This window comes from Pseudoalteromonas sp. SR41-4 (genome assembly GCF_014163985.1).
GTDB classification, from domain to species: Bacteria; Pseudomonadota; Gammaproteobacteria; order Enterobacterales; family Alteromonadaceae; genus Pseudoalteromonas; species Pseudoalteromonas rhizosphaerae.
Genome location: NZ_JACJEI010000015.1, coordinates 106279 through 121221 on the forward strand (window position 1 = coordinate 106279; position 14943 = coordinate 121221).

Here is a 14943-nt window from a genome sequence, read left to right on the forward strand (position 1 = left end):
TTGAGCCTTTTAAGCCCTACCTACATCAAACGCGATGACTTCTTTTATGGTGTTTTTTTGCGTTGCTAACATCACTAACCTATCAACCCCTAATGCTACTCCTGCGCATTGTGGTAAACCATGCTCAAGAGCGGCGATTAAACGGGTGTCCATAGGCACTTGTGTTAAGTTATTCGCTTTGCGGTATGCATTATCTTCAGTAAAACGTTTAGCTTGCTCCTGTGCATTGGTGAGCTCATTAAAACCATTCGCCAGCTCCATGTTCTGATAATAAAGCTCAAACCGCCCAGCGACTCTAATATCATGCTCACAAATACTCGCCAGTGCGGCTTGCGATGCAGGAAAATGATAAATAAAACAAGGTTTTTGTTGGCCAATTGTTGGCTCAACTTTCATACAAAATAATAATTGTAGTAACGTATCACGGTGAGTTTCATGCTTAGCGATATCAGCAAACCCCTGTTCACAGGCAAGTGTTTGTAACTGTTCAATAGTGGCACTGAGCGGATCAAGTCCTAATGCTTTGGTAAAAGCATCTTGATAGGTTAAACGCTCTGCAGGTGGAACATTTAAGATAAGCTGCATTAATTCATCAATTTCATCCATCAGCGCAAACTCATCAAACCCAGGGCGATACCATTCCAACATAGTAAACTCAGGATTATGATGGCTGCCCGCCTCTTCGTTACGAAATGCCTTACAAATTTGGTAAATAGCACCACTGCCGGCTGCCAATAATCGCTTCATGGCAAATTCTGGTGATGTTTGTAAGTAAAGCGGTAAGCCTTTCGCGAAACCGGGGCCAATAAACTGCGTTTTAAAACTCGCTAAATGAACATCAGTAACACTCGCTGCACTTAAACTAGGCGTATCAACTTCCATAACGTGGCGTTGGTAAAAGAATTCCCGAATAGTGCGTAAAATTGCGGCTCGTTGTGCCAAGGTATTTACTTGTGCGCTTGGTTGCCAAAGATCTGCTGACATATTTTCTCCAAAAAAAATCCCAGCTTAAGCTGGGATTTATTAAGCTATATTAAAGTTACTTAACACGGCTTACATATTCGCCGTTACGGGTGTCGACTTTAATTACTTCACCGATTTGTACGAATAATGGTACACGCACAACAGCACCAGTACTTAGCGTTGCTGGCTTACCACCAGTACCTGCTGTGTCGCCTTTAAGACCAGGATCTGTTTCAGTGATCTCAAGCTCTACAAAGTTAGGTGGTGCAACAGCTATTGGATTGCCGTTCCACAAAGTAATAGTACATACATCATTTTCAACTAACCATTTACCAGCATCGCCAAGCGCTTTTTCATCAGCTGCGATTTGTTCAAATGTTTCGTTATTCATGAAATGCCAAAACTCACCATCAGTGTAAAGATACGCAAGATCGGTATCCATTACATCAGCACCCTCTACTGACTCACCTGATTTAAAAGTTTTTTCAAGTACTTTGCCAGAGATAAGTTTACGAATACGAACACGGTTAAACGCTTGGCCTTTACCAGGTTTTACCATTTCATTTTCTAAAATACTGCAAGGCTCGCCGTCCATCATAATTTTTAGGCCGCCCTTGAACTCGTTGGTGCTATAATTCGCCATCGTTTCCTCTATCTAATAATTTCGAGTAATCTACCTACCAATGATACAAAGAAATGAAGCAAATTTGCATATAAACTGGCAAAAAGAATTAGCTAATGTTGTTACTTGCCCAAGCACCTTGCTAGAAATGCTAGGTTTATCAAGCATGGCCGACGAAAAAGACCTCAAAGCACGAGCTCTTTTCCCGGTACGTGTGCCTGTGCCTTTTATCAAAAAAATGCGTTATGGCGATATTAATGACCCATTACTGCTGCAAGTCATGCCGCGCCACCAAGAGTTTATCGCTAAAACAGGTTTTGATAAAGATCCATTAAAAGAGCAAAACAACGCTCAACCAGGATTATTACACAAATATAAATCCCGAGTTTTAGTGATGTTTAAAACTGGTTGCGCCGTTAATTGCCGTTATTGCTTTCGTCGCCATTTTCCATACCAAGAAAATCAGCTAAATAAACGCAGCTTAATTGCAGCGCTCGATTACATAAAATCGGATGCTAATATTAACGAGGTGATTTTAAGTGGTGGTGATCCGTTAATGGCCAAAGACGACGCAATTAGTTGGTTTATGGATGAGCTTGAACAATTACCACAAATTAAACGAATGCGAATTCATAGCCGCCTACCGGTGGTGATCCCATCTCGCATTACTGACCAATTGTGCGAACGTTTTGCAAAGTCTCCACTTAAAATTGTGTTTATTAATCACATTAACCATGGCAACGAGATTGATGATGATTTTAAAGTGGCAATGCAAAAACTCAAAAAGGTAGGTGTCACATTGCTCAATCAAGCGGTGCTATTAAAAGATGTAAATGATACCAGTGAAGCGCAAGTCGCATTAAGCGAAGCGTTATTTGATGCCGACGTACTGCCTTATTATTTATATTTACTTGATAAAGTTGAAGGAGCGAGTCATTTTGATATCGACGAATCACAGGCACGCAAAATCATGGCCGAAATGCTTATCGCATTGCCAGGATTTTTAGTACCAAAGCTGATGCGCGAAATCGGCGGTCAAAAAAGTAAAACGCCGATTGACCTCAAGCTTTTATAAAAACAGGGCTTAAACGTATACGTTAACGTTATTGCCAAGCGAAGCTGTAACTGATTTTGCTGGCGTTTGTGCAGCGCTCGAACTAGCGGCACCTTCAATAAGTGCCAGTGCTGCTGCACCATCCGCTTTTTGCTGTTTTTTTGCCAATGCTGCGCTGTATACTTCGCCACTTTGACCCGCGCCACTCATGGCCGGTAGATTTCCACCTGATATATTCATAGCTCATACCTGACTTTTTAGCTTATTACCCGTATTATATCGGCATTGCGGTCTAAAGCTTTAGGAAAAAAATGGATTCAATTATTGAACAACTCAATGCCAACTTAAAAATTGTTTATCGCCAGTCTCTTGACGCAGATAAAAAATTAGATGAGTTGCAACAACAAGGCTTAGGTAAATTTACAGCGTTATTTCCTGCCGATGCTGGTTTTACCTTTGAAGCAAAACGCTTCAAACCTTATGTATTAGATGTAGCTGCAGATGTAGAAAGCTTAAGTTCAGAAGGTTTTAGTGAAGAAAAGCTAAAAACCACTGTTATTAAATTACAACAGTTACTGCAATTACTCGCAACGTTTAAGTAACTATAAAAGCGCTATCATTAAACTGTAGCGCTTTTTACTCTTAATTTAGCTTGGGGTAACAACTGGCAGTAATTCTTTATCAAACCAATCAGTGATCAAACGTTTATCATAGTAAAACTGTTCATCACGGCCCATTTTAATTTTATCCATAAAGCCCATATCTTTTAATTCGACTTTATCGCTTTGACTAATCACGTTACCGTCTTTATCAGTAACCGAATATTGAAACTCAATGCGTGGAAAATAAATTGGTTTTACAATACGTAAATCATTCATACCGCCAAAGCGTACATCACCGGCTAAATCCAGCTCAGTCACTTCAACATTAAACTTATATCCTTCGGGCAACTTTTCTGCCAGTTTATTAAAGTGCTTTTCAAAACTGCTAGCTATATGTTTATGGAAGGAGCCCTTAGGTTCATTTGAAGGACGTACATCGCGGTAGTCATTGAAGTCTTGCCATTTAACGACAGCTTCTCCTGCTTGAGCAAATACAGGCAGTACAACTAACATAGCCATCGCTACTTTTTTAAATGTATTCATTGTCTATCTCCAAAATGCCCTTGGGCTAATATAGTTGAAATAATAGCACTAACAACTTAACTATAGCTTAATACTATTTAGTCTCATTGTTATCATTTATGTAAAATATGTAACCAGACACCAGTTAACTATGATTAATTGATACCGTAACATCATGGAACAACAAAAAGATCAGATAAAGCATGTATTGAAGTGCTATTTATGATGAAATTACAACTATACAACTATACACCTTCACCTTATATATGGAGATTTCATGACAATTTTAGTAACAGGTGGCGCGGGATACATAGGCTCACACACTGTTGTTGAATTATTACAACAAGATAATGATGTTGTTATCATTGATAATTTAAGCAACTCGAGTGTGGAATCACTTGAGCGTGTAAAAAAAATCACTGGTAAAACTGTGCACTTTTATCAAGGTGACATCCTTGATAAAACATTTTTGGCCAGCGTTTTTGCAAAACATACAATTGAGAGTGTTATTCATTTTGCCGGTTTAAAGGCCGTCGGTGAATCAATGGTGAAACCCATTGAGTATTACCAAAATAACGTGCAAGGTACGCTGACTCTCGTTGATGCTATGCGCGATGCAGGTGTGTTTAAACTTGTATTTAGCTCATCGGCAACAGTATATGGTGATCCAGCAAGCCTGCCAATTCAAGAAGATTTCCCGGTAGGTGGCACTACTAATCCATACGGCACATCAAAACTGATGGTTGAAATGATGTTACAAGACATCGCTAAATCAGATGAGCGCTTTGCATTTGCAATTTTGCGTTACTTTAATCCCGTAGGTGCGCACGAGTCAGGCCTAATTGGTGAAGATCCCAATGGTATTCCAAACAACTTATTACCTTACATAGCGCAAGTGGCAGTGGGTAAATTAAAGCAGCTGGGTATCTTCGGCGATGACTATGATACGGTTGATGGTACTGGTGTGCGTGATTACATCCATGTTGTTGACTTAGCGCTTGGTCATTTAAAGGCACTTAATAAAATAAACCAAGATACCGGTGCCCATGTTTACAATCTTGGCACCGGTAATGGTTATTCGGTGCTACAAATGCTCAACGCATTTAGCAAAGCCTGTGGTAAAGATATTCCGTATCAGGTGTCACCTCGTCGCCCAGGTGATATTGCAGCTTGTTATGCAGCGCCTGAAAAAGCCCTTAGTGAACTTGATTGGCAAGCAGAGCGTGGTATCGATGTGATGATGCAAGATACGTGGCGTTGGCAAAGTAACAACCCAAATGGGTATAAATAGCTAAACTTAAACCAGCTTCAATAAGCTGGTTTTTTTATATTTTTTGAAATAAAAAGTCTCGTTTACCACTCTTTTACAGTATCTATATTTAATCACCTATCAAAAATGCAACCAACCTATACTCGTTACAGTATTCATTCACTGCTAATTATTAGCTTATCGCTATTGGGTCTTAGCCTCTTATTAGGAGCAGAGGTAAATAATGTGCATGCTATTTTCAATTTTTATCAATTAGCCAATGTAATCCCTGAAACTGGGCAATCAATACTCGCAGGAGTGGCTTTTTTAGTAACCGCTTTATTTATTATTTTAAGTTTAAAACAATCACGTTTTCAGACCCCTGCTTTTGTTAGCCTGATCACTCTTGCCGTTATACCGCTTGTTACCTTATTAAGTGAAAGCCGCTGGATGACTGACTTAGGTGGCTTCCCAATTATAGGCTCTGGGCAAGGTATAATTAAGTACACCGCACTTGTTTCTCTCGCTATTTACCTTTATAAACCGCAGCGCTTGTCAGCTCAAGGCATGGCAATTTTGAACTTCTTTCCTGTTGCATTAGTGCTTATTTGGATTGGTGGTATGAAATTTTACGAGTTTGAAGCAAATGGAATTATATCACTGGTATCAACCTCTATTTTTATGTCTTGGTTATATACCTTATTTTCAGTGCAAACAGCGTCTAATCTAATTGGTGCGTACGACATCTTTTTTGCTTTAGCACTCGCTTTGGCTATCATTAAAAAGCATCCATTAGCCATTTATGTTGCGGCTCTTGGCTGCAGTGCCGTATTTTTAATGACGCAGACATTTTTATTCTCAGCTGAAGGAGCTTTTGACAGCTCAACACTACTTGCAAGATTAGGCCTTTTTGTTATTAAAGACTTATGGTTTATCGCAAATTTGCTGGTAATTGTTAGCTTTGCAAAAAAGAGCCTTAATTAACTACCATTTCAATAACATATTTAATAATGTGTATTGTAAGATCTAAAAAGCGCTATCACTTAACCAATCGTGGTAGCGCCTTATAAATATATACTTTTATATTTTGGTTTAAATACACATCACTACAACCTGTTTACGTCTGTGCCCATTGCCTTAATAAATTATGATACACGCCAGTTAATCTAACAATCTCAGGGCTATCGCTGACTTTTTCGCGCAAGCTTTGAATCGACATATCCAATTCAAATAACAAACCACGCTTTTCATCGCTATTAACCATACTCTGTAACCAAAAAAATGAAGCTAAACGTCGCCCCCGAGTTACGGGAGTGACTTTATGTAAACTGGTTGATGGATACAACACCATGCTACCTGCAGGGAGTTTTACTGTGTGAGAGCCATAAGTATCTTCAATAACGAGTTCGCCACCATCATAGTCTTCTGGTTCGCTCAAAAATAACGTCATTGATAAATCCGTACGAATTTTCACTGGTGTGCCAGGTACTTGTCGAATCGCATTATCAACATGAATACCAAACGATTGGCCACCTTGGTAACAGTTAAATAAAGGTGGAAAAATTTTTGCAGGCAACGCCCCTGACATAAATAGATCACTGCGAGCCAGAGCGCCCATAACTATATCACCGAGCTCTTTGGCTGCAGCGCTTTGCTCAGGTAATTGTAAGTTATTTTTGGTCTTAGTTGATTGATAACCTGCGGTAACACTGCCATCAGTCCATTGCGCGGCTAATAAAACATTACGGCAATAAGCGACTTCATCAGCACTGAGCAAGTCTGGTATTTTTAATAGCATGGAAGTTCCCAAATCTTAAAAAAACAGGCTAATAAGCATTAACCTGTTTAATAAGCTTTAACCTATTTAACAAACATTAATTTGTAATTAGAAAGAATAACTAGCCGTTAGTGTAAAATAACGACCTTGACCAGGAATAAAGTGTCCGCCACCTAGTTTATCTTCATAATCTTCATCCGTTAAATTCTCACCATTAAACTGAATGCTTAACTGCTCAGTTGCTTGATAAGAAAGCATCATATCGAACAAAACATAACTATCGGCTTTACGACTGGTCGCTGAATTACCATTATAACGCTCACCAATATATTGTGCGCCAAAACCTGCAGCTATCGCGTCGCTAAAGTCATATCGAGCCCAAACACTGTAGCTATTTTTAGGTGCTCGAGCCAAGTTATGCCCAACATCACCATCAACCGTAGATTCAGTAACTTCGCTATCTTGATAGGTATAAGAACCGATAATACTTAATTCGTCAGTGATAATACCTGTTGCAGACAACTCTAAACCTTGCACTCGTTGCTCACCATCAAGCACTTCAACACCACGCTGATCACTATTAGGATCATCCACGCGCGCATTAGTTTTAACCGTTCTAAAAATAGCGGCACTGGTCATCAACTTATCATCAAGTAAATTCCATTTAGTGCCTAACTCATAGCTTTGGCTCTTCTCCGGATCTAACTCACTTGAATTACCACGAGTAGATACTGCAATGCCTTCAGCCGATGGGTTATACGAGTTACCTGCACCAAAGTAAATGCTGCTATTTTGACTTGGCTTATATACGGCAGATGCGTTCCAACTAGTCATGGTATCGCTAGTTGAGATCATTAATGCTGGATCCTTGTAATCATACTGATAATCGCTATCGTACTGCTCTGAACGTAAACCCGCAGTTAATTGCCAATATTCATTAAATGTAATTGTATCGAATGCATAAATTGCACGGGTTTTAGCAACCGCTTCAGTACTAGTGCCATCACGACCATACTCACCAGTGTAAGGTAAATAAGCATCTGGGTTGTATAAATCATTCAGCGCTGGTTCGTTCTTTAAATTATCAGCTACCAATGCAGTTACATTCCAACGGCTAAATATCTCGTTAGTTAATTCAACACCAGTAACCACATTATGTTTTACACCAGCAAAATAGTACTCACCAACTAAATCAAGTTGCAGTGTTGCCAATTCATTGCGCGTATCACGATTTTTAACGTCGCTCATTCTGATATCAGTTGTTGTTTTTACATCAATAAAACGCGGCGCTGTTACTGTATCTTTTCGCTCTACACGGCCAATGCGACCTTGAGCACGTAGCATGGTTGTTTGCGACAAGTCATACTCGTACTTTGCAGTTGTTGAATACGCTTCGATATCTTCAAAATCACGATATACGTTACCGTAAAAATTAGTGAAATTCACCGGTGGCGCTGCATTTTCGCTACCAGCAAGTTCAGCAACAGGGCTAGAACCAACCCACGGAATACCGTAATCAGACATATTATCTTGATTCTGATAATCAGCATTAAGATTAAAACGGCTATTGGTTCCTAAACCAGTCGCAAACGAAACCGCGACTGCTTGTTTTTCTTTTTCAACATGATCACGCCCAGCAACATCCCCTTTATCAACCAGTAAATTGACACGTAGCGCTGATGTTTCAGCCACTTTAAAGTTACTATCTATTTGCGCGCGGTAATCACTCTCTGTGCCTAAACGCAGCGAAGCATCATTAAATTCATCTAACGTCGCCGTTTTTGTAGTTAAGTTAATACTACCGCCCGTTGAACCTCGACCTGTTGTTGCTGAGCTTGGGCCTTTTGCAACTTCGATTTGCTCAACGTTATAAGTATCACGGTCGTACCCGGCAATATCACGAATACCATCGATAAAAATATCATTGGCAGCACTAAAACCACGAATAGATAAACTGTCACCAGCTGGCGCACCGCCTTCACCCGCCGCCAATGAAATACCCGAAACATTACGTAACGCATCTTGCAAACTATCTACATTTCTATCTTTCATCACAGCTTTGTTAATAACCGTTATTGATTTTGCAGTATCAACCAACGGCTGGGTGTTCTTTATTGATGATGATTTTTCAACTTTATAGCTTTGTTCCGATTGCGTTTTTGCTTTGGTTACTGATAGCTCTTGTATATTTTCAGCTCCTTGAGCAGACGCCCAAGTTGATAAAGTTGCGGTAACAAAAGCAGCCAGCGGTTTTATATAAGTTCGGCGTTTATTAGTCATTTTACCCATTTTAGCTCCATTAGCAGGGAACTTGCTAACACGTTGTTTTTGTAGCAAGTCATTTAAGCACGTTGATTTAAGTTCGGCGGAATCCTAGCACTGAGTAATATTAATGTAAATGCGAAATGTTATCACTTGTATTATTTTGTCAATCATTGTACTATTTTTCACACTTTTAAACTTACGTAACGCGACTGTAAATGCACAGTAAACTTGGGTGCATGAGTGGCGTGAAAAATTAAGTTTAAGCGCTTAAAAATCAAGGTTTTTTAATTTTATAAAGTTAAAGCCAGAGCTTGGCTTTGTACTGTAAATGGTTATTACTTTTAGGGCATTACTTAGCATATGCAACGTTTTATAAAATCTGTTGGGGCAGTTATTTTACTAAGCTCATTCTCAAGCTTAGCTGATCCGGTTAGCGAACTTGAAAACCTCGTTAATCAGTGGTTACAAATAGAACAACAAACTAGTGAGTTAGAAACACATTGGCTAGAAAAAAAAACCTCGATGCAACAAACATTAATATTACTTGATGCAGAGCAAACACAACTCAAACAGCTAAACCAAAATCGTCAAAAGAACACCTCTGAGCTGGCAGAAAAGCGCACTGCGCTAATTAAAAAACAAAGCCAGCTTGAGACCGATGAAAACGCGCTCAATAGTCAATTAATCCAGCTCAGCCAGCAATTGCGCTCACTGCAAGTACAATTACCTCCCCCATTACTGGCGAGCTGGCAAAGTATTGGCGATCTAGATAACGAAAGCCTAGATGCGAATGAAAAGCTACAAATTGCTTTAAAAATGCTTGGCCAATTGGCTGATTTTCAAAACCGAATTTCAATTCATGAAATGGCAATCAGTAATAGTGAAGGCAAAGAAATATGGGTAAAACAGCTTTATTTGGGTGCCGCACAAGCATGGTTTGTTAGTAATGATTTAAGTTATGCGGGCATTGGCTTCCCTTCTGAGTTAGGTTGGCAATGGCAATTTGATACTGAAATTGATGGCGAGCAAATTGCCCACGGTATCGCTGTACAAGAAAAAAAACAAGCAGCTCACTGGCTTACCTTGCCTGTATTTAGCTATGCAGCTAAGGAGCTGACGCAATGAAACGATTCTGTACTTTTTGGTTTGTTACACTACTGAGTTTTAGCCAAGTAGTAACAGCCGCGACTGCGGATGCTGCCAAACAACAATTGCTAACGGATATTAAAACGGCGCAGAGCGTTTTAAATAAAGCACAACAGCGGATTGCCAAACAGCAAACAACTATGGCACAACAGATATTTGAAAAACAGCAAGCACTTAAAAAAGAGCGTGAGCAAGCGACACTCAATCGCCGTTTAGCTGATGAAGACACATTGAGTTTAACCCAGCTACAAACACGCTTAGATAGCTGGCAACAACAACAGCAATATCGGCTAAATTTACTCAACCGATTTACTCGTCAATACGCTCAGCAAGCGCAAAGTAAAAACGATCAACAAGCACTTTTGAATGATGTAGTCGCGGTGATAGAGCAGCAAACCGCGGCATTATATCCAGAGTTTAAAAAACAAAATATAGTATTGAAAAATGGCGAACTGACCGCAGCTACAACATTACAAGTAGGTCCCGTGGCTTGGTTTAGTGTTGCACAGCCAAAACAAACCGGCCTGCTTTCATCAGCAGCTAACGTTGCAGTACCAAAAGTAGCTATAGTTCAATCAAGTGATGAGAATAACCCATTTGATATTGCTTACTCACAAGTAAATACAAACTCAGCTAAGGTCGCAGCTTCTTTAACATTTGATCCAAGTTTAACCCGCTTAGTTGCCAGTCAAGCGCAACAAGAAGGTGCAGTTGAACATCTTGAAAAAGGTGGCTTATGGGCAATCCCTATTATTTTATTTGCATGTTTTGCATTATTAATTGCGCTATTCAAGGCATATCAATTATTTAGCCTTAGTAAGATCAAAGCTGTCTCGACGCTGACTTTACAAACTGCGTTTAATCAACCTGAGCAACACAGCTTCAGCGGAATGCAAGCAACGCTGTTTCAACTCTCTGTTGATAGCAACATAGGACAAATAAGAGATGACCAGTTATTTAATCAGCTGATGCATAATAAACACAAGCTTGATAACTACATTGGCGCAATCGCGATCACAGCATCGGTAGCACCGCTACTGGGCTTATTGGGCACAGTCAGTGGCATGATTGAAACATTCAAAATGATGACGTTATTTGGCTCAGGCGATCCAGAAGTGGTATCTGGTGGTATTGCCCAAGCTTTGATCACTACCGAGCTTGGCCTCGTTGTTGCCATACCAGCATTAGTACTCAATGCGCTACTATCGCGTAAAGCTAAAGCCTATTACACCCAACTTGAAGCGTTCGCACTGCAACTTAGTCAACTTGAGGTGAAAAATGTTTGAGCAACTGTTCGATAATTTTATCTGCTGGCTTATCATCCTATTAGCGCTATTTGTTTATCAGCTCATTTGGCACGATATCCTGCATTTAAAACAATATAAACTGCAACGCCAAGGTTACTGGCACGACGTCAGCTCTATTTTGACCGCTGCGCTGCCATTACTTGGTTTATTAGGCACCATTATTGGTTTACTCGATACATTTAAAGTGATGTCGCAAGGCGAAAACGAATTAATGAGCGAAGCGATAAGTAATGCTCTACTCACCACACAACTGGGGTTAGTCTGCGCAATTCCTGCATGGCTGATGCAAGCTTACTTGCTGTACGTAACACGTAACAGTACTATCCAACAGCAAGCGAGCTAAGCCAATGCAAGCACGTTTAAAACAACGCCTAGAACAACAATCTGCGCATCATATTGATATGTCACCACTATTAGATGTGGTATTTATACTATTGATTTTCTTTATTGTAACCACCGTTTTCGTTCGCGAAAGTGGGGTCGAGGTTGATAAACCGCAAGCCGTCTCAGCAAGCAGATTAGAGCAACAAGTTATTTTTCTTGCCATAACTGATAGTCAGCAGGTTTACTTTGACGGTAGCCAAATTGGCGTGGCCGGTGTGCGTAGCAGCGTAGAGCAAATGCTAAAACAACAGCAAAGACCAGTAGTGATCCAAGCTGATAAAACCGTACCAACTGAGCTATTAGTAAAAGTAATAGACGAAGCAAAACTTGCTGGTGCAGCAACCGTTAACTTAGCGACCCAGCAATAATATGCAAAATAATATACTCGCATCACAACCAGCAATAGCTAATAAACGTCATCCGTTTTTTGCTTTTATGTTGAGCCTAACGGTACTTGCATGCGCATTAGTTTTACTCTGGCTTGGCCAAATTGCTGAGCACGTTATCAACGACAAAGTTATCGTCCGGGAAGTTGCTTTAGTGCCACTGCCTCCACCTCCGCCACCAACCGTGACGCAATCAGCTGTGACAGAGCCGATGCAAAGCCTCGTTGTCGAAGGTGCGGGGGCAACTATTCAAGCCATTAATATAAAAATTGAAAGTAAAATTTCGCTTAGCAAACCAACCCTTGCAAATATGCCAATTGCTACTCCTGAATTTCAATCTATCGAAGTTAATTGGGATGCCTTTAGCTTAAATCAACTAGATGGTTTACCCACGCTACTCACTCCCGTAAAAGCAGTATTACCTAAAAAGTTAACTCGCCAAGGTGTGAGTACCTTCATCGTGAAGCTCGATGTTTTTATCGATGAAAATGGCCGATTAAGCTTAATTGATGTTATACAAAACCCGTACCCTGAGCTAAAGCCTGAAATAGACAAGATCATTAAGCAAAGTCGGTTTAGTTCACCAAAAAAAGACGGTGAAATAGTGAGAGCCAGATTTATTTGGCCCATTGAATTTAAACCTTAGTAAAGCCAGTATTTAAGTGAAAATACAATGAAAAAATTAACAACAAAAAAATGGTTAACGTCTTTAGCTATCGTGCCATTAACCTTTTATATGGCTGCCAGCCAAGCAACCTCATTGCAGGTAAAGCTACAACCAAGCGATCCACACTGGCAGTTGCTGATCAATAATAATTTACTGAGCCCAACAGATATAAAAATCGAAGCTAATGAACGCAGCTTCGCCCAGCAACTAAAACCACTATTACAACAAGGTAACTACCAAGCTGTTGCTGATCTATTTAAACAACGTGAATTAGGTAACGATAGCCCTGCGTTACAACTTTTACGTGGCCAAGTTTTGTTAACCTTAAAACAGTTTGCAGGAGCTGAGCAGGCGTTAAAGGCAAGTTTATCAAGCATGCCAGATTTAGTTAAAGCTCATCAAGGTTTAAGTCTGCTCTATATGCAGCAAGGTAATTATCAACAAGCACAGCCACATCTAACCCGCTGTATTGAACTTGGCCAAGCTGATGCGCAAGTCTATGCGCAACTTGCCTATATTCATGTACAAGCTGAGCAGCCTTGGAGCGCAATTGCAGCTTATCGTCAGGCATTAATGCTTGAGCCACAGCAAGCACAATATCAACAAGGGTTACTATTTTCACTAATTGCTGCAGGCGATCTAGGTCAAGCCCAAGCTCTGCTAAAAGAGCTATTAAATGCATCCCCTAACAATCCAGAGCTTTGGCTACAACGTGCACAAATTGCCTTACAACAAGACAACAATAAACAAGCTTTGGCAAGTATTGAAGTAGCTTTAAAGCTGGCACCTAGCAATGCAAGTAATCAATTACTTGCAGCACAACTTCACCTTACACAAGGTAGCTACTCACGCTCTGTTGAATTGTTAAGTAATGCATTAGCAAGCACTCAGCCAGCTCAAATAGCAGAAGCTAGCGAGATTAGTATGCAAACCCTAAATTGGCTTATCGCACAAAAAAAATGGCAGCTAGCCAAGCAGCTCGTTTCGCAACTAAACCCTTTCATAAATAAGTTATCAAAACAATCCCGCGCAGAGTTTTCAGTTTATACCGCTCAGCTAGCAATTGAGCAAGGTAACTTTAAACAAGCTCAAAAGAGTTTACATAAAGCATTAACAATCGACCCAAATCTTGGCGATGCACTGTTAAGCCTGGCAAATATCTATCAGCAACAAAACCAACTGACACAAGCAAGGTTAATGTATGTACGAGCACAAGCTTTACCTGAGTACCAACTCTCTGCATGGTTAGGTCTCGCGCAAATTGAAATTGAAAATAAAAACTACAAAGAAGCATTAAGCCAGCTTAAAAAAGCACTTAACGCTAACCCACAAAGGCAAGATTTACTCACCAACATTCGCGCTCTTGAAGGTCTGATCCAACGAGAAAGTTAATAGTTAATAGATTTATACCAATCGTGTAAAGTTACTGACCATTTATAGCGACAGATAAATACAGTGATAACAAGGCGTAAATTTCGACATGTAGTTGTTCTACTTGAATAAATTATAACGCAGTTAGCACTTTATTTAGCTCGCTAGAATGGTTAAATATTTAAGTCGATTGGCATAAACTACCCATCAACGATCACACCGTATGACGTCCCGCCTGCGTCGCTTTTGATATTAATTCCCATGTGTTGCGTCATGAAATCTTTATTGACGATAGGGCACTCAGCGCTTCTGTTTTACTATTACTTGGGCACACTACACCAAATAAGTATCCATACTCAAATTGCTTTAAAGGTAGATGCCCTGTGATGTGAAGGAGCGTTTGTTTGATAAATAGGGATACACATGCCGTGGAGCATAGGATTGCAAGAGCGGTCACTAGTGAGTTCGGCATGGGGTCTTGGCTTGGTGTTTTAACTTTGTTCCAGACGTAAAAAAGCCGCTTCATTTCTGAAGCGGCTTTCTCAATTTGGAGCCTAGCAATGTCGTGGTGCCTACAGCGATAAAAAGTCACATAGCAAATGTATAGAGTAGGCTTTAGGCTCTTATT

Annotated in this window: 16 protein-coding genes; 10 read left to right on the forward strand and 6 right to left on the reverse strand. The window is 40.1% G+C overall.

Annotation, left to right across the window (positions count from 1 at the left end; genetic code table 11):
• Nucleotides 1–9: 9 nt before the first annotated feature.
• Nucleotides 10–984, reverse strand: coding sequence for an elongation factor P--(R)-beta-lysine ligase (gene epmA, locus H5180_RS13510; protein WP_145234622.1), 975 nt, complete (start codon nt 982–984; stop codon nt 10–12).
• Between the two features lie 55 nt (nt 985–1039).
• On the reverse strand, nt 1040–1606 hold the full coding sequence (efp, locus tag H5180_RS13515; protein ID WP_145234620.1) for an elongation factor P: 567 nt from the start codon (nt 1604–1606) through the stop codon (nt 1040–1042).
• Nucleotides 1607–1646: 40 nt separating this feature from the next.
• Between efp and epmB the strand changes: the two genes are divergently transcribed.
• Nucleotides 1647–2660, forward strand: a complete 1014-nt coding sequence (gene epmB / locus H5180_RS13520; protein WP_182758383.1) for an EF-P beta-lysylation protein EpmB — start codon at nt 1647–1649, stop codon at nt 2658–2660.
• A 9-nt stretch (nt 2661–2669) separates the two neighbouring features.
• On the opposite strand, the gene H5180_RS13525 is transcribed toward epmB, so the two are convergent.
• Nucleotides 2670–2879: a hypothetical protein gene (locus H5180_RS13525; protein ID WP_145234615.1), complete on the reverse strand. Its 210-nt coding sequence runs from the start codon at nt 2877–2879 to the stop codon at nt 2670–2672.
• 71 nt (nt 2880–2950) lie between these two features.
• Between H5180_RS13525 and H5180_RS13530 the strand changes: the two genes are divergently transcribed.
• A complete protein-coding gene (locus H5180_RS13530) occupies nt 2951–3241 on the forward strand; it encodes a prephenate dehydrogenase (RefSeq protein ID WP_145234613.1) in 291 nt (96 codons plus the stop codon).
• 45 nt (nt 3242–3286) lie between these two features.
• On the opposite strand, the gene H5180_RS13535 is transcribed toward H5180_RS13530, so the two are convergent.
• Entirely contained in the window at nt 3287–3784 is a 498-nt protein-coding gene (locus H5180_RS13535) for a DUF3016 domain-containing protein (RefSeq protein WP_182758384.1), read from the reverse strand.
• Nucleotides 3785–4040: 256 nt separating this feature from the next.
• Here H5180_RS13535 and galE point away from each other — a divergent pair, with 256 nt between their 5' ends.
• Together galE and H5180_RS13545 are read left to right on the forward strand one after the other, a co-directional pair.
• Nucleotides 4041–5054 carry a UDP-glucose 4-epimerase GalE gene (galE, locus tag H5180_RS13540; protein WP_149983256.1) on the forward strand — a complete coding sequence of 338 codons (1014 nt, stop codon included), beginning with the start codon at nt 4041–4043 and terminating at the stop codon, nt 5052–5054.
• A 204-nt stretch (nt 5055–5258) separates the two neighbouring features.
• The gene (locus tag H5180_RS13545) at nt 5259–5996 is read left to right on the forward strand and encodes a DUF417 family protein (protein WP_310736502.1); all 738 of its coding nucleotides are present in this window, start codon (nt 5259–5261) and stop codon (nt 5994–5996) included.
• Between the two features lie 133 nt (nt 5997–6129).
• Here H5180_RS13545 and H5180_RS13550 read toward each other — a convergent pair whose 3' ends face one another.
• Together H5180_RS13550 and H5180_RS13555 are read right to left on the reverse strand one after the other, a co-directional pair.
• Entirely contained in the window at nt 6130–6810 is a 681-nt protein-coding gene (locus H5180_RS13550; RefSeq protein ID WP_149983258.1) for a Fe2+-dependent dioxygenase, read from the reverse strand.
• Between the two features lie 87 nt (nt 6811–6897).
• A complete protein-coding gene (locus tag H5180_RS13555; protein WP_182758386.1) occupies nt 6898–9078 on the reverse strand; it encodes a TonB-dependent siderophore receptor in 2181 nt (726 codons plus the stop codon).
• Between the two features lie 336 nt (nt 9079–9414).
• On the opposite strand from H5180_RS13555, the gene H5180_RS13560 reads away from it, so the two are divergent.
• Genes H5180_RS13560 through H5180_RS13585 form a run of 6 tightly spaced genes read left to right on the forward strand, consistent with a single transcriptional unit; the run spans nt 9415 to nt 14336 of the window.
• Complete coding sequence (locus H5180_RS13560) at nt 9415–10179, forward strand: DUF3450 family protein (RefSeq protein ID WP_182758387.1); 765 nt, start codon at nt 9415–9417, stop codon at nt 10177–10179.
• Nucleotides 10176–11486 (forward strand): MotA/TolQ/ExbB proton channel family protein, encoded by a 1311-nt coding sequence (locus H5180_RS13565; protein WP_182758388.1) that lies wholly within the window; start codon nt 10176–10178, stop codon nt 11484–11486. Before H5180_RS13560 ends, H5180_RS13565 begins: the two co-directional genes overlap by 4 nt.
• Entirely contained in the window at nt 11479–11850 is a 372-nt protein-coding gene (locus H5180_RS13570) for a MotA/TolQ/ExbB proton channel family protein (protein WP_149983261.1), read from the forward strand. Before H5180_RS13565 ends, H5180_RS13570 begins: the two co-directional genes overlap by 8 nt.
• A gap of 4 nt (nt 11851–11854) precedes the next feature.
• Complete coding sequence (locus H5180_RS13575) at nt 11855–12259, forward strand: biopolymer transporter ExbD (protein WP_149983262.1); 405 nt, start codon at nt 11855–11857, stop codon at nt 12257–12259.
• A 1-nt stretch (nt 12260) separates the two neighbouring features.
• Nucleotides 12261–12923, forward strand: coding sequence for a hypothetical protein (locus H5180_RS13580; RefSeq protein WP_149983263.1), 663 nt, complete (start codon nt 12261–12263; stop codon nt 12921–12923).
• Between the two features lie 27 nt (nt 12924–12950).
• Nucleotides 12951–14336, forward strand: a complete 1386-nt coding sequence (locus H5180_RS13585) for a lipopolysaccharide assembly protein LapB (RefSeq protein WP_182758389.1) — start codon at nt 12951–12953, stop codon at nt 14334–14336.
• Nucleotides 14337–14943 lie beyond the last annotated feature (607 nt).